We start from the raw sequence: 22,367 nt of genomic DNA, 5'->3' as shown, positions 1-22,367 counted from the left end.
ACGGTCGCCGCGCTTGACCTTGGTCTCGCTAGAGGGAACCCCCGGCGGCGCTTGCTGGTCCGCTCAAAAGGACGTCTCGGTGTCGCGGTCGCGGTACATGGCGGCCTCCTACGCTCGGGCTCCGACAGCGCAGACGGTACGGCCAGGACGACCCCGCACACCACCGATTTAACCGGCGGCTCGCTGCCCGGTTGGTGTGGCGGTTAGGACGGCGGCGACCAGAGGTAGGGGGTCGTGGTGGTGACGGGGGTGAAGCCGAGGCGCTCCAGGATGGGGCGGCTGTCGTCGGAGGCGTCGACTTGCAGGTACCGGTAGCCGTGCTCGGCGGCCAAGCGCGCCCGAGCGGCCACCAGCGCCCGGTAGATGCCGCGGCCTCGCCATGCCTCCAGCGTCGACCCGCCCCACAGGGACGCGAAGACTCCGTCCTCGCCGAGCACCGCCCAGGCGGCGGCGACGACCCGGCCGCCGGCCTCCGCCGTGAAGATCGCCAGCCGATCGGAGGCGGCGGCCAGGCTCCCGGCCAGATGGTCACCGATGAAGCCGCAGTCACGGCCCCACACCTGCGACTCCATCGCCACTATGGCTGGGATCGCCTCGCCACCGACCCGGCGGATCACCACGCCCTCGGAGGCGGGTGGCGCGGCCGTCATGTCGGCGATGCGGCCGATCACGACCGTCTCGGTGGGTTCGGCGACGAATCCTGCGGCACGCAACCGGTCGGGCAGATCGCTGGGGAGGTCGTGACCGCGGGCCTTCCACTCCACGGCCTCGCCGCGGGCGCCGAAGAAGGCGGTCTGCGCGGCGATGAGGGCGTCGACGTCGTGGCCGGACAGGTCGCGCGGACCGGTGACGAACCCGCGGTACTCCCCGACGACCCGCAGAAGCGGACCGTCCTGCTCGATCCACGCGTCCAGCGCGGGAAGGCCCGTGCCGCGCAGATGCTCGTCATAGGCGGCCAGAAGATCGTCATTCACCTGGCCGAGGGTAACGACCCACCTCTCCGGTGACGACGGGGTTTCCGCGCGCCCGGCCGGCGGTCCCGCTCTGCGCTCGGGCCGGGCGAGGACGCTCAGGGTTCGGACGCCGCCGCGACGAAGAACGGGACGGCCGCGAACAGACGGTCGGCCTGGGCGCGTTCGCGCTGGTCGGCGATCCACGCGTCCGCCTCCGCACGTGTGATCGCGCCGTGCTCGCAGCAGACCTCGGCGAGGCGGGTGAGTACCGGCAGGAACGAGGCGTCGGTGAACACCCCCGTGTGCACCTCCGCCGTCACGTCGCGGAAACCGGCGTCCAGCAGCAGGTTGCGGTACTGGCGGGCGGCCCGCGGCGACGCCACCTGGTCGGCGCGCTTCCGCACGATGGTGCGGGTGAGCTCCGGGTCGGTCGAGTCGATCACGAACGTGTCCCAGTCCTGCCCGGACAGGACGATGCGCCCGCCCGAAGTCAGAACACGCCGTGCCTCGGCAAGCGCCCGTCCCGGGTCGGCGAGCGTGTGGATGACCTTGTCGGCCCGGTAGCCCGCGGCCTCCCCGTCCTCGAACGGCAGGGCCCGCGCGTCACCGGCGCGGAACTCGCCGGACGGCCAGCGCTCCCGCGCCAACTCGATCATCTGGTCGCTGACGTCGATCCCCATGGCCCGTACGCCCTGATCCGCCAGCTCGGCGACGGCCCGCCCGGCACCGCAGCCGACGTCGACCACGAGCGCGCCCGGGGCGGCACGCAGCAGTTCGTACGAACGGGCGCGCAGCGCGGCGGCGCCGGGACTCTCGTCGACGGCGTCGAGCTGCGGGATGAGGGCCTTGATCGATTCGTTGGACATGCACGCCATGCTGCGACTTAATGTCGACATGAAGTCAAGCGCGACCATGAGCATCGGCGAGGTGGCCGGTCACTTCGGGCTGGCGACGCACGTGCTGCGCCACTGGGAGACCATGGGCCTGCTGTCGCCCGCGCGAGCGGCCGCAGGACGCCGCCGATACGGCCGCTCCGACCTCTACCGGGTCGCGAGCATCCTGCTCGCCAAGGAAGCGGGACTCGCCCTGACCGACATCCGCGACATCCTGACGACCGCGGACGTCGAGAGGCGCCGAGAGATCCAGCGCCGCCACCGCGATGAACTTGCCCGGCGAATAGCGGAGATGCAGGCCGCCCTGACCTTCATCGAAGGCGGCCTGGCCTGCGACTACGAGGACCTGACCGAGTGCCCCAACTACCAGTCCATGATCGCCGACCGGATAAGCATGCACGCCCCGTGAAACCAGCGTTGATCCAGTGCCCGCGAGCCACTGCCGCGGCGCCCCCGGACTCCCGTACGAACCCGCCCAGCCATGCTCCATCGGTCGGGCGTCGGCGGTGAGCGTGCGCCGACCCGAGTCAAGAACGGATCCCCGCCTGAGCCGTCCTCTTCACGCGCAACGCTAAGCCCGACGTCACCGAGGGGCCGGCGTTAGGTTGGTGGGCACGACGCCACCACCGTTGAGGCCACGAGGAGACCCCGATGATGGCGATGTCCGAAGAGCCGTCGTTCGTCCGTGACGACTTGCGTGCAGCGTTCGCCGCGCTCGAAGTGATGCCGGGCTTCCGCGCCGAACTGGTGGATGGAGAAATCATCGTGTCACCGCCCCCAGACGGGCAGCACGAGACCGTCGTCGTGGCGGTCGATACCTGGGTACGCAACGCCCATGATCTGATTCTCCACCGCAACCTGACGCTGATCAGCCCCGAGGGCGAGTACGTGCCCGACGGGATCGCCGCCCCCAAGGGCACCTTCGCCGGACGAGAGTGGCACAGCAAGCCCGACGGCGTGGTGCTGGTCCTGGAGGTGACCTCCGGTCGGCGGGGAGAGCGCAAGGGCGCCGAGCGCGACCGCGGGCCCAAGCGCCGCGGGTATGCCGCGGCCGACATCCCGCTCTACCTGCTGATCGACCGGCTGGACGGCAAGGCCACGATCTTCTCCGAGCCGCGCGGCGACGACTACACCCACAGCGCCTCGGTCGCCCTGGGCGAGAACCTGCTGATTCCCGAACCGCTCGAAAGCGTCCTGCCCACCGAAGAATTCTGACGTCTCTGAGCACGGTCTCCGCCCCCCGCTGACACGCGGGGGTCGGTCGTCTCAGTCGCGCACGTAGTAGTGGCCGAGGACGCCGTCATGCCGTCCGCCGGGACGGCGGGAGCGCCGCAAAGCGCCGCCCGGATCCGCACGGGCAGGGGGTCGTTGATCACCGACCGGGTAGCCGTGCACGGCCCGTAAAAAAAAGAGGGCCATCTTCTTGGCCGTGAGCCCGAAAGCGGTTCCCTCGCACGAACTTGACCTCAAGTCTGGTTGAGGTGCCACGCTCGGTTCCACCAGGCCATCTTCGATTGGAGACCTCGTGCCCGCGCCCCGGCGACCCACCTCAGAAGCAGCGAAGCACGACCAGGTCACCGAGGTCGTACAAAGCTACGAAAGCGCGTTCAACCGCAACGACGCCAAAGCCATGAACGCCCTATTCTCCGAAGACACGGTATTCGTGAACTTCGGCGGCAACCTCGTGTTCGGGGCCGACCTCCTGTACCAGGCACAAGCACATGTCTTCGCTCCTGGCGGTGCGTTGGAAGGCATCCATGTTCGGTATTCTGTCGAGAGCGTCCTGTTTCTCTCGCCTGATATCGCCGTGGTCCATGCACGACAACGCTCCGCCACCGCAGGCGATCGGCTGTCCACCACTGACAAGGACCCTATGGAGAGCATTCTCCAGATGACGCTGATGCAGGACGTCCAAGGTCGGTGGCGCGTCCGCGCTGCTCAGAACACACCGGTCACCGCCCCGCCTATGAAGCCCGACGGGAGCCATTGAGAAACCTGATCGACCGCCGCCTGTTTCGGCGTGGCGTCAGGGGCGGCGTTTGGTGGCCCAGTCTCGGAGTTTGGCTATGCGCTTCTGGATGTCCTCGGCGGTGGCCTGGGCTATGGCGGGGCCTCCGCAGGCGGCGCGCAGTTCGGTGTGGATGACGCCGTGGGGCTTGCCGGTGCGGTGGTTCCAGGCGCCGACGAGGCCGTTCAGCTCGCGGCGGAGGGTGGCGATGTCCTCGGCGGCGGTGCGGTCGGCGCGGGGGTCTCCGGTCTTCTGCTTGCGTTCGCCGGCGATCTGGTCGGCCTGCCGCTTGCGCAGCAGCGCCGACACCTGATCGGGCTCCAGCAGGCCGGGGATGCCGAGGTACTCCTCCTCCTCGGCGGAGCCCGGCTGGGCGTGCATGCCGAACTCGCCGCCGTCGTAGAGGACGCGGTCGAACGTCGCGGACGCCTCGACCGTCTCGAACGGCAACTCCTCGCCGACGTCGGGCGTGTCCACCTCGCGGTTGGCCTCGGCGAGCAGGTCGTCGTCCAGGCCGTCCTCGCGGACGGGACGGTCGAGGACGTGGTCGCGCTCCTCCTCCATCTCGGAGGCGTGCCCCATGAGGGTCGGCACCGACGGCAGGAAGACCGAGGCCGTCTCGCCGCGCTTGCGGGCGCGGACGAAGCGGCCGATGGCCTGCGCGAAGAACAGCGGCGTGCTGGTGGAGGTGGCGTAGACGCCGACGGCGAGGCGCGGGATGTCGACGCCCTCGGAGACCATCCGGACCGCGACCATCCAGCGGTCGTCGGACTCGGCGAACTGATTGATCTTCTTCGACGCGCCCGGGTCGTCCGACAGCACGACCGTGGCGCCCTGGCCGGTGACGGCGCGCAGCATCTTGGCGTAGGCGCGGGCGGTCTCGTGGTCGGTGGCGATGACCAGGCCGCCCGCGTCCGGGATGACGCGGCGCAGTTCGCTGAGGCGGCGGTCGGCGGCGGCGAGGACCTGCTTGATCCAGTCGCCCTTGGGGTCGAGCGCGGCGCGCCAGGCCTGGGCGGTCTGGTCCTGGGTGAGCGGCTCGCCGAGCGTCGCGGTGATCTCGTCGCCGGCGCGGGTGCGCCAGCGCATCTCGCCGGCGTAGGCCAGGAAGATCACCGGGCGGACGACGCCGTCGGCGAGGGCGGGGCCGTAGCCGTAGGTGTAGTCGGCGCGGCTCCGCCTGATGCCGTCCGGCCCCTCGTCGTACTGGACGAACGGGATCGGGTTGATGTCGGTGCGGAACGGCGTGCCGGACAGCGCGAGGCGGCGGGCCGCCGGCTCGAACGCCTCCCGGACGGCGTCGCCCCAGGACAGGCCGTCGCCCGCGTGGTGCACCTCGTCGAAGATGACCAGCGACTTGCGGGACTCGGTGCGGTTGCGGTGCAGGGCGGGACGCGCGGCGACGGTCGCGTAGGTGACGGCGACGCCGTGGAAGTCCTTGCCGACGGGCCCCTGGCCGTTCTGGTACTCCGGGTCGATCTTGACGCCGACGCGGGCCGCCGACTCGGCCCACTGCCGCTTGAGGTGTTCCGTGGGGCACACGACCGTGATCGCGGAGATGACGCGGCGCTCCATCAGCTCGCGGGCGAGGCGGAGCGCGAACGTCGTCTTGCCCGCGCCGGGCGTCGCGACGGTGAGGAAGTCGCGGGGGCCGGACTGCTGGCCGTCCGTTCCGCCCTGCTCATCCGGGGAGCGACCCCCGGAACCCCCGAAATAGGCCTCCAGCGCCTGCTGCTGCCAGGCGCGCAGGGACGACGCAGTCCCCCAGGCGGCCCGCTCGGGGAAGGCGGGAGGCATGCTCGATGCGGCGAAGGTGCTCACGGTCATCGAAGGCTACCGAGCCCCACCGACAGAACGCGCCCCGGCCGCCTCACGTGTGCCGAGATCCACACTCCTGTGGTCGCTGCGGCGGGAGCGGTAGGCGGCCCACGCGGCCCTGATACGACGGCCCTGACCTGCGGTGAACTCCCTCATGCAGGCGTCGTGGGCGTAGTCCATGAAATTGTGGACGGGGTCGCGGCCCTTCTGCGGGCATGTATCGCGGGAGTGAGGACATCCTTGCGCCGGCCGCGCCTCGTACGGGGTGTCGGCCACCCCGTCCCCGGGCGAGGAGCAGCCGTTCTCGAACGTGTGGAACAGTCCGAGCCAGTGCCCGATCTCGTGGACGGCCGTGTAGCCGCGGTCGAACCGCTGGAACGAACCGCCCGGCAGGCTCCGGTAGTCGATGACGACGCCGTCCATGCGCGGGTCCTTCCGGTACCACTGGGGGAACGTGGAGTAGCCCAGGACGTCGGTGCCCACGGCGGCGGTGTAGACGTTGAGCGTCCGGCGTCCTCCCTTGCGCAGGCGCTTCTTCATGGGGCTCTCGTGCTTGCGCGGGTGGTGGAACCAGGCCGAGTCGCCGGTGCGGTCGTAACCGGCCAGGCGGAACCTGACGCGGGTGTCCGCGCCGCCCTTCTTGCCTCCGTACGCGGCGTTCAGCGTGGAGATCTGGCGGCGGACGTCCTTCTTCGACAAGCGGCCTTTGCTGCCGCTGTGGACGACGTGGAACCGCACCGGGACGACGATGCGCCGTGCCCTGCGCAGCGTGGAGTCGAGGCGCCGTTCGTCGGAAGTGCCGAAGCGGTCGTGGAGCGTCCGCCGGAGATCGCCGAGCATGGCGACGACCTGGTCCTGTCCGAGGTCGGCCCTGTCGTGCGGACGGCCTCCCGGATCGGTTCTTCGTGCGGCGGGATCGGGGGCGCACCCGTCGTCCCGTTCCGCCGCCGCGGGGGCGGCCCGGAGCCGCGTCCGATCACTCGCCGAACCCGAAACAGCACACACCGTGACCAGTAGTGCGCACACCGAAACCCCGGCCAACCGCCGCATTCATCCCCCGTATGTTTTGGAAACACCAAATCCCGCGGCCGCCGTATCGCCGGTAAGTAACCCGGCGACGGACACCGGCCACGGGACCGTCCAGCGCGCACGCCGAAACGGGCGGCGCGCCCTCAGCCGCCTCTCAGCGGCCCGTCACCGAACGTTCTCATCCTCGGCCGCCCGCACCGGGTGAAAGCCCTGGCGGGCAGGCCGGGCGAGAACATTCACTTCTCGCCGTCGCCGCCGCCCGCCTTCATGGTCTCGTAGATCTCCTTGCACTCCGGGCAGACGGGGTACTTCTTCGGGTCCCGGTTCGGGACCCAGACCTTGCCGCACAGCGCGATCACCGGCGTGCCGCTCACGGCGCTCTCGGTGATCTTCTGCTTCTTCACATAGTGGGCGAACCGCTCGTGGTCGCCGTCACCGTGCGAGAGGTCAGGCCGGACATCGGTCTGGGTGTCACCGTCGGGAAGGATCTTCGTACTCACGTCGTTCACCTTAGTTCAGCGTGGGGTCCTCGGGAAAAGTGGAGACGAACGCGAGATCGCCCCCCTGCCTGCGCAGTACCTCCTGCCAGAGCCGGTCCGGGGCGGCCGCGAAGACGTCCCCGGCCTCGGCGGGCACCAGGTACCAGGAGCCGTCCTCGATCTCCGCGTGCAGCTGCCCGGTCGACCAGCCGGCGTAGCCCGCGAACACCCGCAGTTGGAGCAGCTCCGCCGCCAGCAGGCCCGGCGGGGCCTCCAGGTCGACCAGGCCGACCCTGGCGACCTCCGCGCCGCCGTCCAGCGCGCGCCACCCGAGCGGCTCGTCCTCCCCGGGGAGGCGCGCCAGGGCCAGCGCGTTCTCCAGCCCGACCGGGCCGCCCTGGAACACGACGGACGGGCCGGTGACGAACTCCGACCAGGGCGGCAGCACGCGGTCGACGGGAACCTCGGTCGGCCGGTTGAGGACAACTCCCAGCGTGCCGCCGTCGCCGTCGTGCTCGACGAGCAGGACGACGCTCCGCCGGAAATTGGGATCCTCCAGCTGAGGGGTCGCGACCAGCAGGTGCCCCACCCGGATGCCGTCTTCCATGGGTTCCATGATGCGTTGTGCGGACCTCCGGCGGCACGTCCCCCCACTCGTTAGCCTGTTACGCATTCCTATCGATGGGGATATCGGCACGACAAGGACCTAGGTTAAGAATGATCTAGGATCATCGGCCACCCGCTTGGTGCGCGCCGGGAGGACAGCGATGCAGTTGCCCAGGGTCGTCATCGCCGCCGTATTCTTCGTCATCGGGGCGCTGATCGCGATCCCCGCCATCCTCAACGGCACCGGGGGCGAGTCGAGCGCCTCGACCACGGCGACCACGCCCGGCAGTCCCGACCCGTCCGGAAGCCCGAGCCCGTCCGGGACCGCGACCTCGCCGTCGGCGAGCCCGTCCAAGACGTCGCCGCAGGCGGTGACGGCCTCGATCGGGTCGGTCTCCTGCCCGGCCGGCACCGTGAACGTCACGATCCGCAACACCGGGCAGCAGAACGCGGACTTCGCGGTCGAGAAGAACGACGACACCGCCGCGATCCCCGGTGAGATCCGGGCGAACTCGACCCGGACCGTCGCCGTCGAGCTCCGCGAGGACCGCGCCACCCGCGTCACGGTCAACTGGGCGAACAAGCGGATCGAGAGCAAGACCGTGAAGGCCAACTGCGAGAAGGCGGGCGCGGCCCCGCCCACGACCCCGCCGGAGGAGCTGCCGAACACCGGGCCCGACGCCGTGCTGTGGGCGCGCGGCGCGACCGGCGTCGCCATCATCCTCACCGGCGCGATCATCTTCTGGTACGGCGGGATCTGGCCCCGCCGCCGCGACCCGATGCTCCCGAAGAAGACCGACTGACTCGGTGGGCGGCGGGGCGCACCCGGGGCGCGCCCCCGGTTCAGGCCTCGGTGCGGGGACGTCCGCCCGCGGCCTCGCGGACCGCGCCGGCGACGAAGTTGCTCACGTCGGGGTGGAAGACGCTGGGGACGATGTAGTTGGGCCCCAGCTCGTCCGGCGTGACGACCTCGGCGAGGGCCTTGGCCGCAGCGGCGAGCATGTCCAGGGTGACGATGTCGGCCTGGGCGTCCAGGAGACCGCGGAAGACGCCGGGGAACGCGAGCACGTTGTTGATCTGGTTGGGGTAGTCGCTGCGGCCGGTGGCGACGACGGCGGCGTGCTCGCGGGCCTCGTCCGGGGACACCTCGGGCTCGGGATTGGCGAGCGCGAACACGATCGCGTCGTCGTTCATCGTGGCGATGTCGTCGCCGGTCAGGATGCCGGGGGCGGACACGCCTATGAACACGTCGGCGCCCTTGACGGCGCCGCGCAGGTCGCCCTCGTAGCAGGCGGCGTTGGTGTTGTCGGCGATCCAGGACAGCGAGTCGTCCATCTCGCCGCGGCCCTTGTGGACGGCGCCGAATGCGTCGCAGACGACGAGGTCGCGGGCGCCCGCGTGCATCAGCAGCTTCAGGATGGCGCTGCCGGCGGCGCCCGCGCCCGCCATCGTGATGCGGACGGAGCCGATGTCCTTGCCGACGACGCCCAGCGCGTTGGTCAGCGCGGCGAGGACGCAGATCGCGGTGCCGTGCTGGTCGTCGTGGAAGACGGGGATGTCCAGCAACTCGCGCAGCCGGGCCTCGACCTCGAAGCAGCGCGGCGCGGAGATGTCCTCCAGGTTGATGCCGCCGAACGCGGGGGCGAGGATCTGGACGGTCCGGACGATCTCGTCGGTGTCCTGCGTGTCGAGGCAGATCGGCCACGCGTCGATCCCGGCGAACCGCTTGAACAGCGCGGCCTTGCCCTCCATGACGGGCAGCGCGGCCTCCGGGCCGATGTTGCCGAGGCCGAGCACGGCCGAGCCGTCGGTGACGACCGCGACGCTGTTGCGCTTTATCGTCAGGCGGCGGACGTCCTCGGGGTTGCGGGCGATGGCGAGGGAGACGCGGGCGACGCCGGGCGTGTAGGCCATCGACAGCTCGTCGCGGTTGCGCAGCGGCACCTTGGACTGCATCTCGATCTTGCCGCCGAGGTGCATCAGGAACGTCCGGTCGCTGACCTTGTGGATCCTGACGGACTCGATCTGCTCCAGCGCGCCGGAGATCGCCTCGGCGTGCTGGGTGTCGCGGGTGGCGATCGTGACGTCGATGCGCAGGGTCTCGTGGCCGGCGGTGTTGACGTCGAGGGCCGTGACGATGCCGCCGGCGTTCTCGACTACGTGGGTGATCTGGCTGACGGCCCGGCCGCCGGCCGGAACCTCCAGCCGGACGGTGATCGAGTACGACACGCTTGGCACGCTCGCCACGGCAAATGCTCCCTACTGCGTATGGGCAACCCATGTCCCGCGCGCGCCGCCGCGGCCGGGTCGGCGCGCGTGACGGAGCGTCCGGGGGCCGCGGCCGGGTCCCGTCCCGCGGCTCACACTTCCCGGGCAGCGACGACGATCAGTTCGACGGTCGCGGACACGGACAGTCTCGTGGTGTCGATCACGAGGTGGTAGAGCCGCGGATCGGCGGGGTCGACCCCGTAGAAGTGCTTCACGTAGGCCGTCCGGGCGCGGTCATTGTCATCGAGCATACGCTCAACATCGCGATCGGGTGTCCTGGTCGGGGCAGCTCGTCCCGCTTCCGCGGGGCGGCCGCTCTCCGCGGCCCTCGCTCCGGAGGGCATCTCGGCGGCGGCGCGTGCCAGCCGCCGTTCCCGCGGGCCGTCCAGCCGGACGTGCAGCGCGCCCCGGTGCCCGGCCAGCACCACGCCGGCGGCCCGGCCGAGCAGGACGCCCCCGCCGCGCTCGGCGGTCCGCTTGATGACGCTCTCGGTGTGCTCCACGAACTCCCCGGGCAGCGCGGCCGTGTGGTCGGGGAAGTAGACGTCCATGCCGAGCGCCATCGTGGGCAGCCGCGCGGCGCCGGCGAGGATCCGGCCGATGCCGCTCTCGGCCCGGTCGTCGTGGGCGAGCGCCTCCTCCAGCGTGCAGCCGATCTCGCCGGCGACGAGCTCGGGGATGGCGCGGTCGACGAAGGGCAGCCCGAGCCGCTCGGCCACCGCCGGGCCGACGGCCGGCCCGCCCGCACCGAACGTGGCCGAGATGGTCACCACCTGCGCGTTCACACGCGGCCCCTGACCGTTCCCCGCGCGGTCAGAACAGGGCCGACTGGAGGGAGCGGCGGGCCTTGGCGACGCGCGGGTCGTCCGGCGGGAGCAGCTCGAACAGCGACAGCAGGTGCTTGCGGGCCGCGTCGCGGTCGTCGCCCGCCGTGCCGCGCACGGCGGTCAGCAGCCGCTCGAAGGCCTGCTCCAGCCGGCCGGACACCATCTCCACGTCGGCCGCGCTGATCTGCGCCTGGACGTCGCCGGGCTTGGCGGCGGCCTCCTGGACGGCGCCCTCGGCGTCCAGCGACCGCACGCGCAGGCTCAGCTCGACCAGGGCGAGGCCCTGCTTGGCCTGGACGTCGCCCGGGTCGGCGGCGAGGACTCCCTCGAACGCGGTCTTGGCGCCGTCCAGGTCGCCGCGCTGAAGGGCTTCCTCCGCCTGCTGGTACACCGGGTCGGCGGCGGGCGCCTCGGCCGTGTCGGCGGCGGGCTGCTCGCCCTCGGGGGCGTCCGGCAGGATGCCCTCCTTGCGCAGCGCCTCGAAGAGCTGGTCGATGGCCTGGCGCACCTGCGGTTCGGGCGCCGCCCCGTTCAGGAACGGCAGCAGCTGACCGGCGACGACCGCGGCGACGAACGGGATCCCCTGCACGCCCATCTGCTGCATGTACGCCGCGAGCTGGGGGTTGGCGTCGATGTCGACCTTGGCCAGGATCCATTTGCCGGCCGCCTCGGTGGCGAGCTTCTCCAGGATGGGGCCGAGCTGCTTGCACGGCCCGCACCACTCGGCCCAGAAGTCCACGAGGACGGGAACGGACTGCGACCGCTCCACGACCTCGGTGTTGAACGTCTGGTCGGTGACGTCCACGACGTACTGGCCGCCGCCTGCGCCCGCGGACGCGCCGCCGCCCTGGGCCTGGCGTTCCTGCTGCTTCTTGGCGGCCGACTGGCGCGCCCCCAGATCGAGGGCCCCGTGCAACGAAAAGTCCCGAGAAGGCATGGGTCCATCCTGCCTCATGAGCGCCCGTGGCTGCGCGTCCGTACGCTCCCAGCGGAGCGTGGCGACCGCACCGGACGCCCGGCACGTCCCGATCCGGTGCATAATTCGGCAATTGACCGCCTTTTTCGAATTCGCAGACCGGTCCGGCGGGCAAAGAATCCAGGCGGACTGCCGAAAAGGCAAAAAGATTGCTGGCGGCCATCACCAAGCCCGGTTATAGTCACGATGTCGATGCATCGCGGCACGGCCGAAGCGACCGGCACGCCGGGACCGCCGAAAACGGCGACCCGGCCCGGCCGGGCACCACGTGGCAGGGTTGGGGGACCGAGGCCACCTGCGCACCCGGGCATCCGGGGCTCGCCGCCCGCCGCCGCGACCGCATGACGAGCAATGGGGGGAAACTTGTGATCGCGGAGCATTCCGTGATCGTGGCCCGAGGAATGGGTGTCCGCCGCGGGGGGCGGTGGCTCCTGCGCCCGGTGACCTTCGGCGTGCCCGAAGGCGTGGTCGGCCTGGCCGGTCCACCGGGTGCCGGTAAATCCACTCTGCTGGCCACGTTCGCGACCTTGCGCAGGCCGACCGCCGGCGCGCTGCACATTCTCGGACACGACGTCGCGCAATCCACCGGCCTGCGGGCCGCGCGGGCCGCGATCGGATACCTGCCGGCGCGGTTCTCCCGGGCGGAGCACATGACGGCCGGGGAGTTCGTCGAGTACGCGGCCTACTACAAGCGGACGAGCACGTCCGCAGCCCGTTCCATGGTCCGGCGGCTCGACCTCACCGAGGCGGCCGGCACCGAACTGGGGCTGCTGCCTCCCGACGTCCGGCTGCGCGCCGGGCTCGCCGCCGCATGCGTCCACGAGCCCGACATGCTGCTCCTGGACGACCCTTTCGGCGAGCTGTGCGCCGCCGCCGAGCCCTGGCCGACCGGCGCCGACGGCCCCGGACGCCAGGTGCTCACCTCCACGATGACGGAGCTGATCCCGCTCATGCGCACGCTCGCCCCGGCGGTGCTGGTCTCGGCGGACGCCACCGACACGCTCACCGGCTGGTGCGACCGCCTCCTCACGCTCGCCCGGGGCAGGCTGACCGAGCAGCCCACGCAGTCGGCCACCGCGCGCCGCGGCCGCAGCGCCACCGACCGCCGGGCCACCGACCCTTCGCCCGCGCCCGCGCCCCTGCCGCTCAAGCGGCGGCCCGCGCGGCTGACCCTGCCGCAGATGACGCTGCCCAGCGTGCCGCTGCCGCAGATGACGAGACTGCGGGCGCGGCGGCCGCCCGCCAGGAGCGCCACCGGTGTCTGACCTGGGGCGGGTGCTCCGGCTGGACGCCCGCCGCACGGCACTGCTGGTCGCGGTGCCGGTCCTCACAGTGGTCGGGACGGCGGCGGCCGTGCTGTCGCTGTACCCGTCGGTCGCCTACTGGGACAACACCGTCGTCGCCCTGGTCAACTCGGTCCGCCTCATGGGGCCCGTCGCCGCGGGACTGGCCGCGTGGAGCGCCGTACGGGAACGTCCGCTCGACTATCTGCGCGACCTCACGGCACGCTCCCCCGCCACCGGTGTGCTCTTCGACCTGCTGCTGCTGTCCGCCGCCGCGCTGGTCTCCTACGTCACGATCACGGCCGTGGCCGTCGCCGTCACCCTCGCGCAGGGCGGGGCCGGGCATCTCCACCCGATCGGCGTGGCCGCCGGCGCGGGGTCGCTCATCCTGCACGTCATCGCCGGTTACCTGGCGGGACGCGCCGTCCCGCACCGCGCCACCGCCGCCCTGGTCCTCGCCGTCACGTCGCTGTGGGCAGGGCTGCGCGTCCCCGGCATGTCGTGGTGGAGCCTGCTTCCCCCGGCGGCGCTCGACCCGGTCGCCCCGTTCACCACCCTGCGCCCCCAGGTCCTCGTCCACCAGGCCACCTGGACGGCCGGGCTGATCACCGCGCTGATCCTCGGCTACGTGATGTGGGCGACGCGGCGGTTCCTGCTCGTCCTGCCCCTGCTGGTGGCGCTCGCCGCGACGTCCGCCGCCACGCTCGGCCTGCACGGCTCCGGCGGGACGGTCGCGCCCGTGTCGGCGGAGCCGGTGTGCCGGGAATGGCCGCTGACCGTGTGCGTCCATCCTGCCCATAGCGACGCGCTCACCCGGCTGACTGCGGTGGCCACTCCCCTCGCCGCCCGCCTCGACGACACGCCCGGCGCGTTCGCGAGGGTGGAACAGCGCCCGGCGTGGACACCCGCCACGGTGGCGGACGGCGTCGCCACCGTCCACCTCGACGAGGACCTCTCTCCCGGGTACGCGGCGCGGGCCATCCGGCAGATCACCCGGAGCCTCAGAGACGCCGGCACATGCGCGGCGTCACCGGAATCCCCGGACGGCTACCGCGCGCTGGTCGACGCGTGGCTCCTCGGCGACGACCCGCCCGCCATCGCCGACACCCGCGCGGCACGCACGTTCGCATCATGGAGCGAGGCCCGGCGCCGCGCCTGGCTACGGCTCAACTTCACCGAATACCACTCGTGCGCACTCGGCCCCGCGAACTTCCAGACGAGCAAGTCCCGCCGCACCTCCAAGCACGCGGAACGGGCCTCGAAGCGCGCGGAACGGGTGAACGGCCGGTCGGCGCGCGGCTCAGACGGCGCTTGAGGCGGGCGTTTCGGCGGGCGTCGTCCAGTGGCGCTCGACGAAGAAGGGGGCGACCGGGAGCACGGCCGCGCCCAGGGCCAGGACCGTGCGCTTGATGTCCCAGCGGAGCGCCTGGCGGACGAGGAAGACCATCGCGACGTAGACCACGAACAGGAATCCGTGAATCGGGCCCATCAGCTGCACCCCCGCCTCCGCGTCCGCCCCGTACTTCAGCGGCATCGCGACCAGGAGCAGCAACAGGAACGACGTCGCCTCGGCGATGGAGACCAGGCGGAAAACACGAATCATGTCCACGCCGGTTCCAACGCACCGGCCTCCGCCTGGGGTTTCACCCCGCGCTATGGCTTCACTCACATCGACCTAACCCGCGCGTCAGGTACGGGGCGATCCTGCCGGGAATGTCCCGCTACATGGCTCGCCCGAAGAACGACGCGCCCCGCGCCCGGTGGCGCGGCCTGCTCACCCCCGTCCTGCTCATCGTCGCGACCGTCGCGGTCGTGCTGGTGGCCCAGCAGACACTGCGCGGCCTGCCCGGATGGCTGAACCCGTTCGGCGTGGAGACCAAGGACCGCAGCGGGCCCGTCCTGCTGAAGTCGATCCGCGACATGCACCGCTACGAGGCGGCGCGCGGCAACTTCCAGGTCGTCGTGGACCTGGAGAAGGACGCCAAGTTCCTGCCGGAGTCGCTGCGCGGCAGGCGCACCCTGTTCGTCGGCAACGGCTCCGTCGACGCCTATGTGGACTTCTCGAAGCTGGGCTCGGGTGCCGTCGAGGTGAACTCCGACCGGACGGCCGCGACCATCAAGCTGCCGCCCGCCCAGCTGGAGAAGACCAACCTCGATCCGAAGCACAGCTACGTCCACGCCACCGAGCGCGGCCTGATCGACCGCTTCGGCGACTTCTTCAGCAGCAACCCGGGTAACCAGCAGCAGCTCTACGTCCTGGCGTCGCAGAAGATCCAGACGGCCGCCGCCCAGAGCGGCCTGAAGCAGCGCGCCGACGCCAACACCAAGACGATGCTGGAGAACATGCTCAAGGCCCTGGGCTTCACCACGGTCACCATCACCCCAACCTCCCGGTGAGCGGACCTCAGCAGAGCGCGTTCTCGACCGCCTCCGCGGCGGCCGTGTTCAGCCTCTCTCCCCCTCCGCCGGTGAGCTGGGTCGACATCGCGACGCTGACGCTGCGGCCACCGTCCGCCCGGACGCCTTCGCGAACCATGTGACCGAGCATGTCGCCGCCGTGGGCCCAGTACCCCGCCCGGTCGCAGCGCAGCGGGAACCAGAACAGGCCCAGCCCGTACCGGGATCCCTGGTAGGCGCCGTCCCAGCCGGTCGGCACGGTGCGCTGCATCTCGGCGAGCAGCACCCGCGGGACCAGCCGTCCCCCGATCAGCGCGCGGAAGAACCGGTTGTCGTCCGACACGGTCGTGATCATGCCACCGGAGGCGCCGGCCACGCTGGGGTCGAGCAGGGTCACGTCGGTCGGCGGCGCACCCTCCTCGTACTGCCGGTAGCCGCGGAGGAAGGGACGGGGCAGCGTGGCGCGGTGTCCCGGAGTGTGGGTGCCGTGGAGCCGGAGCGGCCGGATGACGCGGTCGCGGACCTGCACCCTCCAGTCCTTGCCGGACGCCTTCTCGATGATCATGCCTAGCAGGGCGTAGCCCGTGTTGGAGTAACTCCACTTCGGCGTCCCGTCGGGGTTGGTCTCACCGGGCTGGAAGCCGGGCTCGTGCTTCAGGGCCAAGGCCACCAGCCGGTCGGGCGTGTACCGGTCGAAACGATGCTCGCGGTAGTCCTCGGCGCTCCGCTGCAGCGGGATCTCCGACAGATAGTCATGGAGGCCGCTGGTGTGCTGGAGCAGGTGGCGGATCGTGATCCGGCGCCCGTCGTTTCCGTTGCCCCGGACGAGCCCCGGCAGCCATTCGTCCACGGTGTCGTCCAGGCTCAGCCGGCCCTCGCCGACAAGCTGCAGCACCACGGTGGCCACATACGTCTTGGTGACGCTGGCGGCGCGGAAATGGTCACCCGGCTGCGCGGGACGGCCGGTCCGCCGGTCGGCGACCCCGGCCCGCGCCGTGAACCGCCCGTCCGGTGTGCGCACCTCCGCGACCACACCGGTGACCCCGAGGCGTTCGATCTCCCGGACGTCGTGGCGCAACCGCTCACCCGTCCCCGCGGCGGCCGGAGCCGCGGTCATCGCCGTCCCCGCCAGGAGAGCGATCGCTCCGGTCACCGCTACCGCCGCCCTGCCGGCTAGAGCGCGGTGGTTCGTCATCTCGTTCGGGGCACCCGGACTCATCGTTCCTCCTCGGCGTCACCGTTCACTTGCGGTGCGTCGAGACTAGGAACGGCGAACGCCCGGGAACGATGAGGCGACCGGGAGACCTGGCCCTGGTGCCAGCCCCACCCCCGGCTTACCGGACACCAGGCAAATCAGGTGGTGACCGCCTCTATGGCGTCGGCCAGGAGACACCTGTCGCGCTGGTCGGAATCGATGGAGCGCCAGCCCCCGAACGAGTTGAGCCTCAGGTCGAGGTCCAGCGCCTCATGCATGAAGGGAATGGTCTCGACCGCGGGCGGCCCCATCTCGCCGATGAACTTGGCGACCCACTTCACCGGGGGGACGAGTTCGGCGTCGGCGATCGGACGCAGCGCCTCGGTGAAGACGCGGAGCGCCACATCGGTGTCACCGGTCATGCGGGAGTACGCACGCGCGGCGTAGATGCGCTTGTGCTCGTCGTCGTCCTGGACGAACTCCCGTACCCGGCCGGCGCAACCGGGCGCCGGTGACCCGATGTCACCGAGAACCTGGAGTGCGACGTACTCGTTGCCGTCGTCCAGGGAACGGGCCAGCAGCCGGGCCGGTGACTCGTCGTCGCCGGTCACGCGCCAGTACGCCCGAGCGGCCACCAAGGCGGCGCTTCGATCGAGCCCCGGCCTGGACGATTCCGACGGCAGGAACAGCCGCGCGCGCCGGAACCGGCCGACCGCCCGGGAAAGCCGTCCGCGCTTGCTCTTGCCCTCGGACGCGCGCCGGAGCAGCCGGGGCGGCCTCGGCCGCCGCGGGGCCCATCTCCGCGAGCGCGCGCGAGGCCCACTGCCCGGCGTCAGTGGGCAGCAGCTCGACCAGCTCGGGCACCGCCGGCGCGGCGTCCTCCCCCCACGACTCCAGGATCTGAGCCATCTCCCGGCACCACCCGTAATCGGACGACGACCGGAGCCGCGCGCGGACCGCGGGCAGCAACTCGTCCGTGAAGGGCCGCGCCGTCTCCAGTACCTCGTGCAGGAACGGCATGTGGAGCATGTAGAACCGCGCGTGCCCGCCGGCTCCGAACTCGTCGAAGCCCGTACGGCCGCTGCCGTCGAGCCAGGAGCGCAGATGGGGGACGCAGCGCCGGTCACCGGCCCCGCGACAGCGCCCAGTCCGTCACGGACGCGGGGCGCCGATCCATCCACTCCTCGCGCTCCCACGGAAGCAGATCGCCCCGCCGGACGGCCTCGGCCATCTCCTCCTGGGCACGGGCGGAGCCCGGTTCGGTGACCAGAACGGCCGCCGCCGCGCTCAGCCTGCGCTCGGGGTCCGCGGAAGCGAGTTGGCCGGTCAGCCACCGCCGGACGACGTCGTCCGGCGCGGGCTCGTCCAGCTCGACGATCGACATGGCGAGATCGATCCTGGACAGCCCGTCCTCGCCGTCGTCGGCGGCCGCCTCCCACCGCCCGCGCAGCTCCCGGAGACCCGGCCGTCCTCGTCCGGAGACACCGCGAGCGCGCCGAGAACGTCTTCGCGGACGTAGCGGTCGGCGTCGTCCAGCAGCCGCAGCAGATCCGGGGTCGCCTTCGTCCACGCCCGGGTCCACCGGGCGGGCAGCCCGTCCAGGGCCGCGACCTCCCGGAGCGTGTCGTCAGATCCATCCGTGTCGAGAGGCGCGTATCCGAGATCGCCTCGACCAGGAACGGCAGCACCGAAGCGGCCGCGGACGGCGAATGATGCTCGCAGAGAGGGTGGTACAGGTCGGCCGCCGCGTCCTCTTTATTGCAGTTCCCTTGGCGGTCGGGCCCTGGGGGCCCTTCCTTCGGCGGGCACTGCGTGCGATCACTGCATCGCTCCGGCTCGCCCTGGGGGCTCGCTGCGCGATCAGGTTTCTCGCTTCGCTCGCAACCTGCCTTCGGACGCGATCGCGACTGTTCAGGTTGTTGCGGGGTTGCGGCGGCGGGCTGGTGCCAGGGAAACGCTAGGCCTGGGGTCGGGGCGGGACTCTGATGAGCAGCCCGTCACCCTGGCCGCCGCCGCCGCAGAGGGCGGCGGCGCCGAGGCCGCCGCCGCGGCGCTTCAGCTCGTAGGCCAGGTGGAGGACGATACGGGCGCCCGACATGCCGACCGGGTGGCCGACCGCGATGGCGCCGCCGTTGACGTTGACCTTCTCGGGTCCGACGCCGAGGTCGCGCATCGACTGGATGCCGACGGAGGCGAACGCCTCGTTGATCTCGATGAGGTCGAGGTCGCCGACGCTCAGGTTCTCCTTGCCGAGGGCGTGCTTGATCGCGTTGGACGGCTGGGACTGCAGCGAGTTGTCCGGGCCGGCGACGTTGCCGTGCGCGCCGATCTCGGCGAGCCAGGTGAGGCCGAGCTCCTCGGCCTTGGCCTTGGACATCACCACGACGGCCGCGGCGCCGTCGGAGATCTGCGAGGACGAGCCGGCGGTGATCGTCCCGTCCTTGCTGAACGCGGGGCGCAGCTTGGCGAGGGACTCGGCCGTGGTGTCGCCGCGGACGCCCTCGTCGGCCGAGAAGACGACCGGCTCGCCGCGGCGCTGCGGGATCTCGACGGGGGCGATCTCGTCGTCGAACATGCCGTTCTTGATGGCCTCGGCGGCGCGCTGGTGGGAGCGGGCGGAGAACTCGTCCTGCTCCTCGCGGGAGATGTCCAGCTTCGCGTTGTGGTGCTCGGTCGACTCGCCCATGGCGATTCCGTCGAACGCGTCCGTCAGCGCGTCGTAGGCCATGTGGTCGAGGACCTCGACGGATCCGTACTTGTAGCCGCCGCGCGACTTCGGCAGCAGGTGCGGGGCCTGGGTCATCGACTCCATGCCGCCCGCCACGACGATGTCGAACTCGCCGGCCCTGATCAGCTGGTCGGCGAGCGCGATCGCGTCCAGCCCGGACAGGCACACCTTGTTGATCGTGATCGACGGGACGTTCATCGGGATGCCCGCCTTGACCGCCGCCTGCCGGGACGGGATCTGGCCCGCGCCCGCCTGCAGCACCTGGCCGAGGATCACGTACTGCACCTGGTCGCCGCGCACGCCCGCCCGCTCCAGCGCCGCCTTGACCGCGTGCGCCCCGAGGTCGGCCGCGGAGAAGTCCTTGAGCGATCCCATCAGGCGCCCGACGGGGGTGCGCGCTCCGGCGACGATCACGGACGTGGTCATGAGGGGGCCTCCAGGATGGTGCTGCGGCGACGTTTGCCACCATACCCAGGAGAACATTGTCCGGTTTCGCTCGCCCCCGGCCTCGCCGCCCGAGTGCCGCCCGAGTAGGAGAAAGCCCATGCTGACCCGTATCGACCACATCGGCATCGCCTGCCGCGACCTGGACGCCACCGTCGAGTTCTACAAGGCGACGTACGGCTTCACCGACGCGCACTTCGAGGTGAACGAGGAGCAGGGCGTCCGCGAGTGCATGCTCAAGATCAACGACACCGGGGACGGGGCGGCGAGCTACCTGCAGCTGATCGAGCCGATCCGGGACGACTCGGCGGTCGCGAAATGGATGGAGAAGAACGGGGAGGGCGTCCACCACATCGCGTTCGGGACGGACGGGACGGTCGAGGACGAGGCGGCCGGCATCGCGGGCAAGGGCGTGCGGGTGCTGTACGACGCGCCGCGCAACGGGTCCATGGGATCCTTGATCAACTTTTTGCACCCCAAGGACTGCCACGGCGTCCTCACCGAGCTCGTGCAGAAGCGCTGAACGACCCGCATGATCTTCAGGTTGCGCCGCCACAGGGGCGCGACCGGATCGTGACGTGTTCGATATCACCATCACGGACGGTGGGGCACCGACTCCCGCTGTGTGACCGTTCCGACACATCTGGTGCATTTGTGGTGCCCGTACCTGGGCGGCAACCGGCACGGCGTGCGAGTTCACAAAAGGGACAAAACACGCAGCGCGTCAAGATGAGCCCCCAACACGGCAGCGTCCGGAGTACGCTTCATTCGCCGGAAGAGGTCTGGGGCACTGCGCCCGTCATGCCAGGCGATCAACCGGTCCCCGGAACTACCCGTAGCCTCCGTCACATCAGGATTGAGCCACATGCAGTCCGACATCGACGCCCAGCTCAGCAACTTCTTTGAAGACACGCCCCCGCGCGAATTCGACGTGGTGCTTCGCGGCTACGACCGGCACCAGGTCGACGAGCACATCAAATCGCTCGACAACGAGGTCCGGCAGACCCGCGAGCAGACACAGGCCATGCAGCGCGAGCTGTCGGACGCCCATCGTCAGCTGCAGGAGCAGGAACGTCCCACATACTCCGGTCTCGGCGCGCGCATCGAGCAGTTGCTCAGGCTCGCCGAGGAGCAGGCCACCGAGCTCGTGCAGGCCGCCCGCTCCGAGGCGAACGAGATCAAGGCCGCGGCCAAGGTCGACGCCGCCGAGCAGCGCGCCACGGCCGAGAGCGACGCCTCCGAGTTGCGCGCCAACGCCCAGCGCGAGGGCGACGACATGCGGGGCGCGGCCGAGCGGGAGGCCGAGGAGGTGCGGACCTCCTCCCGCCGCGAGGCCGACGAGCTGACCTCCACGACCGAGCGCGAGGTCGCCAAGCTGCGCGCCACCGCCGACCACGAGGTCGCCGAGAAGCGCGCCGCCGCCGAGCGTGAGATCGCCAAGCTGCGCACCACGACCGAGCGCGAGGTCGCGCAGCTGCGCGCGTCCACCAAGCGCGAGCGGGACGAGATCCTCACCACCGCCAAGCGGCAGGCCGACGAGATGCGGGCCCAGGCCCAGCGCATCCTGGAGGAGAGCGAGGCGCAGCGCGCCCAGGCCGAGGCCGAGTTCGAGATCCAGCTCGCGGCCCGCCGCGAGGAGGCCGACCGGCAGGACGCCGAGCGCCACGGCGCCGCCCAGGCCGCCACGCAGAAGCTCGTCGCCGAGGCCGAGCAGCGCGCCGCGTCCGCCGAGCAGCGGGCCGGCAAGGCCACCCAGCAGGCCGAGCAGACCCGGCGCGAGGCCGACTCGCACGCCAAGCAGCTCATGGCCAACGCCCGCAAGAACTCCGACAACGTCATCGCCGAGGCCAAGGCACAGGCCGAGCAGCTGCTCGCCGAGACCAAGGCCGAGGCCGACCGCGTCCGGACGGCGGCGCAGCGGCAGGTCGACGAGCTCACCCGCCAGCGCGACAGCATCACCAGCCACCTCAACCAGCTGCGCCAGCTGATCGGCGGCGTCGCGCCCAACCTGGGCGCCGACGAGCTCGCCGCAGCGCCGGAGCCGGCCGCGATCCCGGCGGCCGAGCCCAAGCAGGCCCCGGCGCAGCAGCAGGCTCCGGCGCAGCAGGCCGAGCAGCCCCGGCAGCAGCAGCCCGCCGCCCAGCCCGCGGGCAAGGCCGCGCCCGCCAAGCAGGCTCCGCAGTCCAAGAAGTCCGACGAGGACGACGAGGACTGGTGGCAGGAGTGAACCGGCCGGCCGCTTGACGGCGGCCGGAACGTGACGGGAAAGCCTAGAGGCGGCGGAAACGCCTCTAGGCTTTCCGTCGTCTCATCCAGTAGCGCGCGGTCCGGTGCCCCGGCCCGCGCCACGCGTGCTGGACCACGGCAGGACGGAAGAGGAGAGCGGCGTGTCCGACGAGACCCCCCACGAGGACGAGCCGGAGGCGACCCCCGGCAAGGGGCGCCCGGCCACCGGACGTAAGG

General features: G+C 71.3%; 23 protein-coding genes. 9 read left to right on the top strand and 14 right to left on the bottom strand.

The window, feature by feature from the left end; genetic code table 11:
- Positions 1-203: 203 nt before the first annotated feature.
- Together E1285_RS08685 and E1285_RS08680 are read right to left on the bottom strand one after the other, a co-directional pair.
- Complete coding sequence (locus tag E1285_RS08685) at positions 204-974, bottom strand: GNAT family N-acetyltransferase (protein ID WP_132149918.1); 771 nt, start codon at positions 972-974, stop codon at positions 204-206.
- A gap of 95 nt (positions 975-1,069) precedes the next feature.
- Positions 1,070-1,819: a methyltransferase domain-containing protein gene (locus E1285_RS08680; protein WP_132149916.1), complete on the bottom strand. Its 750-nt coding sequence runs from the start codon at positions 1,817-1,819 to the stop codon at positions 1,070-1,072.
- Between the two features lie 28 nt (positions 1,820-1,847).
- On the opposite strand from E1285_RS08680, the gene E1285_RS08675 reads away from it, so the two are divergent.
- From E1285_RS08675 to E1285_RS08660, 3 genes are all read left to right on the top strand, one after another.
- Complete coding sequence (locus tag E1285_RS08675; protein ID WP_132149914.1) at positions 1,848-2,255, top strand: MerR family transcriptional regulator; 408 nt, start codon at positions 1,848-1,850, stop codon at positions 2,253-2,255.
- Positions 2,256-2,497: 242 nt separating this feature from the next.
- Positions 2,498-3,061 (top strand): Uma2 family endonuclease, encoded by a 564-nt coding sequence (locus E1285_RS08670; RefSeq protein WP_132149912.1) that lies wholly within the window; start codon positions 2,498-2,500, stop codon positions 3,059-3,061.
- A gap of 310 nt (positions 3,062-3,371) precedes the next feature.
- Positions 3,372-3,836, top strand: coding sequence for an SgcJ/EcaC family oxidoreductase (locus E1285_RS08660; RefSeq protein WP_132149910.1), 465 nt, complete (start codon positions 3,372-3,374; stop codon positions 3,834-3,836).
- Between the two features lie 36 nt (positions 3,837-3,872).
- Here E1285_RS08660 and E1285_RS08655 read toward each other — a convergent pair whose 3' ends face one another.
- From E1285_RS08655 to E1285_RS08640, 4 genes are all read right to left on the bottom strand, one after another.
- A complete protein-coding gene (locus E1285_RS08655; RefSeq protein WP_207946483.1) occupies positions 3,873-5,651 on the bottom strand; it encodes a DEAD/DEAH box helicase in 1,779 nt (592 codons plus the stop codon).
- Between the two features lie 36 nt (positions 5,652-5,687).
- Complete coding sequence (locus E1285_RS08650) at positions 5,688-6,512, bottom strand: zinc metalloprotease (RefSeq protein WP_243722647.1); 825 nt, start codon at positions 6,510-6,512, stop codon at positions 5,688-5,690.
- A 425-nt stretch (positions 6,513-6,937) separates the two neighbouring features.
- Positions 6,938-7,201 (bottom strand): DUF3039 domain-containing protein, encoded by a 264-nt coding sequence (locus E1285_RS08645; protein WP_132149904.1) that lies wholly within the window; start codon positions 7,199-7,201, stop codon positions 6,938-6,940.
- 10 nt (positions 7,202-7,211) lie between these two features.
- Positions 7,212-7,787 carry a YqgE/AlgH family protein gene (locus tag E1285_RS08640; protein ID WP_132149902.1) on the bottom strand — a complete coding sequence of 192 codons (576 nt, stop codon included), beginning with the start codon at positions 7,785-7,787 and terminating at the stop codon, positions 7,212-7,214.
- Positions 7,788-7,947: 160 nt separating this feature from the next.
- Here E1285_RS08640 and E1285_RS08635 point away from each other — a divergent pair, with 160 nt between their 5' ends.
- Entirely contained in the window at positions 7,948-8,589 is a 642-nt protein-coding gene (locus E1285_RS08635) for a hypothetical protein (protein ID WP_132149900.1), read from the top strand.
- Between the two features lie 40 nt (positions 8,590-8,629).
- On the opposite strand, the gene E1285_RS08630 is transcribed toward E1285_RS08635, so the two are convergent.
- The 3 genes from E1285_RS08630 to E1285_RS08620 form a co-directional block, all read right to left on the bottom strand.
- A complete protein-coding gene (locus tag E1285_RS08630) occupies positions 8,630-10,033 on the bottom strand; it encodes an NAD-dependent malic enzyme (protein WP_132149898.1) in 1,404 nt (467 codons plus the stop codon).
- A 113-nt stretch (positions 10,034-10,146) separates the two neighbouring features.
- The gene (locus E1285_RS08625; protein WP_132149896.1) at positions 10,147-10,839 is read right to left on the bottom strand and encodes a cytidylate kinase-like family protein; all 693 of its coding nucleotides are present in this window, start codon (positions 10,837-10,839) and stop codon (positions 10,147-10,149) included.
- A 28-nt stretch (positions 10,840-10,867) separates the two neighbouring features.
- The gene (locus E1285_RS08620) at positions 10,868-11,818 is read right to left on the bottom strand and encodes a tetratricopeptide repeat protein (protein ID WP_132149894.1); all 951 of its coding nucleotides are present in this window, start codon (positions 11,816-11,818) and stop codon (positions 10,868-10,870) included.
- A 479-nt stretch (positions 11,819-12,297) separates the two neighbouring features.
- Between E1285_RS08620 and E1285_RS08615 the strand changes: the two genes are divergently transcribed.
- Both E1285_RS08615 and E1285_RS08610 read left to right on the top strand, forming a co-directional pair.
- On the top strand, positions 12,298-13,122 hold the full coding sequence (locus E1285_RS08615) for an ATP-binding cassette domain-containing protein (protein WP_243722645.1): 825 nt from the start codon (positions 12,298-12,300) through the stop codon (positions 13,120-13,122).
- Entirely contained in the window at positions 13,115-14,455 is a 1,341-nt protein-coding gene (locus tag E1285_RS08610; RefSeq protein ID WP_132149891.1) for a hypothetical protein, read from the top strand. Before E1285_RS08615 ends, E1285_RS08610 begins: the two co-directional genes overlap by 8 nt.
- On the opposite strand, the gene E1285_RS08605 is transcribed toward E1285_RS08610, so the two are convergent.
- Positions 14,441-14,743 (bottom strand): DUF3817 domain-containing protein, encoded by a 303-nt coding sequence (locus E1285_RS08605; RefSeq protein ID WP_132149977.1) that lies wholly within the window; start codon positions 14,741-14,743, stop codon positions 14,441-14,443. The two genes, E1285_RS08610 and E1285_RS08605, sit on opposite strands and share 15 nt — an antisense overlap.
- A 122-nt stretch (positions 14,744-14,865) precedes the next feature.
- Here E1285_RS08605 and E1285_RS08600 point away from each other — a divergent pair, with 122 nt between their 5' ends.
- Positions 14,866-15,537: a DUF4230 domain-containing protein gene (locus E1285_RS08600; RefSeq protein ID WP_132149889.1), complete on the top strand. Its 672-nt coding sequence runs from the start codon at positions 14,866-14,868 to the stop codon at positions 15,535-15,537.
- Positions 15,538-15,544: 7 nt separating this feature from the next.
- On the opposite strand, the gene E1285_RS08595 is transcribed toward E1285_RS08600, so the two are convergent.
- The 4 genes from E1285_RS08595 to E1285_RS08580 form a co-directional block, all read right to left on the bottom strand.
- Positions 15,545-16,756, bottom strand: a complete 1,212-nt coding sequence (locus tag E1285_RS08595; protein ID WP_132149887.1) for a serine hydrolase domain-containing protein — start codon at positions 16,754-16,756, stop codon at positions 15,545-15,547.
- Positions 16,757-16,890: 134 nt separating this feature from the next.
- Positions 16,891-17,367, bottom strand: a complete 477-nt coding sequence (locus E1285_RS08590; protein WP_132149885.1) for a hypothetical protein — start codon at positions 17,365-17,367, stop codon at positions 16,891-16,893.
- 488 nt (positions 17,368-17,855) lie between these two features.
- Positions 17,856-18,116 (bottom strand): hypothetical protein, encoded by a 261-nt coding sequence (locus E1285_RS08585; RefSeq protein ID WP_132149883.1) that lies wholly within the window; start codon positions 18,114-18,116, stop codon positions 17,856-17,858.
- Between the two features lie 573 nt (positions 18,117-18,689).
- Positions 18,690-19,886 (bottom strand): acetyl-CoA C-acetyltransferase, encoded by a 1,197-nt coding sequence (locus tag E1285_RS08580; RefSeq protein ID WP_132149881.1) that lies wholly within the window; start codon positions 19,884-19,886, stop codon positions 18,690-18,692.
- Positions 19,887-20,004: 118 nt separating this feature from the next.
- Here E1285_RS08580 and mce point away from each other — a divergent pair, with 118 nt between their 5' ends.
- Positions 20,005-20,427, top strand: a complete 423-nt coding sequence (mce, locus tag E1285_RS08575; protein WP_132149879.1) for a methylmalonyl-CoA epimerase — start codon at positions 20,005-20,007, stop codon at positions 20,425-20,427.
- A 342-nt stretch (positions 20,428-20,769) separates the two neighbouring features.
- Complete coding sequence (locus tag E1285_RS08570) at positions 20,770-22,131, top strand: DivIVA domain-containing protein (protein WP_132149877.1); 1,362 nt, start codon at positions 20,770-20,772, stop codon at positions 22,129-22,131.
- Positions 22,132-22,367 lie beyond the last annotated feature (236 nt).

The sequence above is a fragment of the Actinomadura sp. 7K507 genome (genome assembly GCF_004348425.1).
In the GTDB taxonomy this organism is placed as follows: domain Bacteria; phylum Actinomycetota; class Actinomycetes; order Streptosporangiales; family Streptosporangiaceae; genus Spirillospora.
Note: the sequence above shows the minus strand (reverse complement) of the source record. Positions and strands in the feature narration are given on the sequence as shown.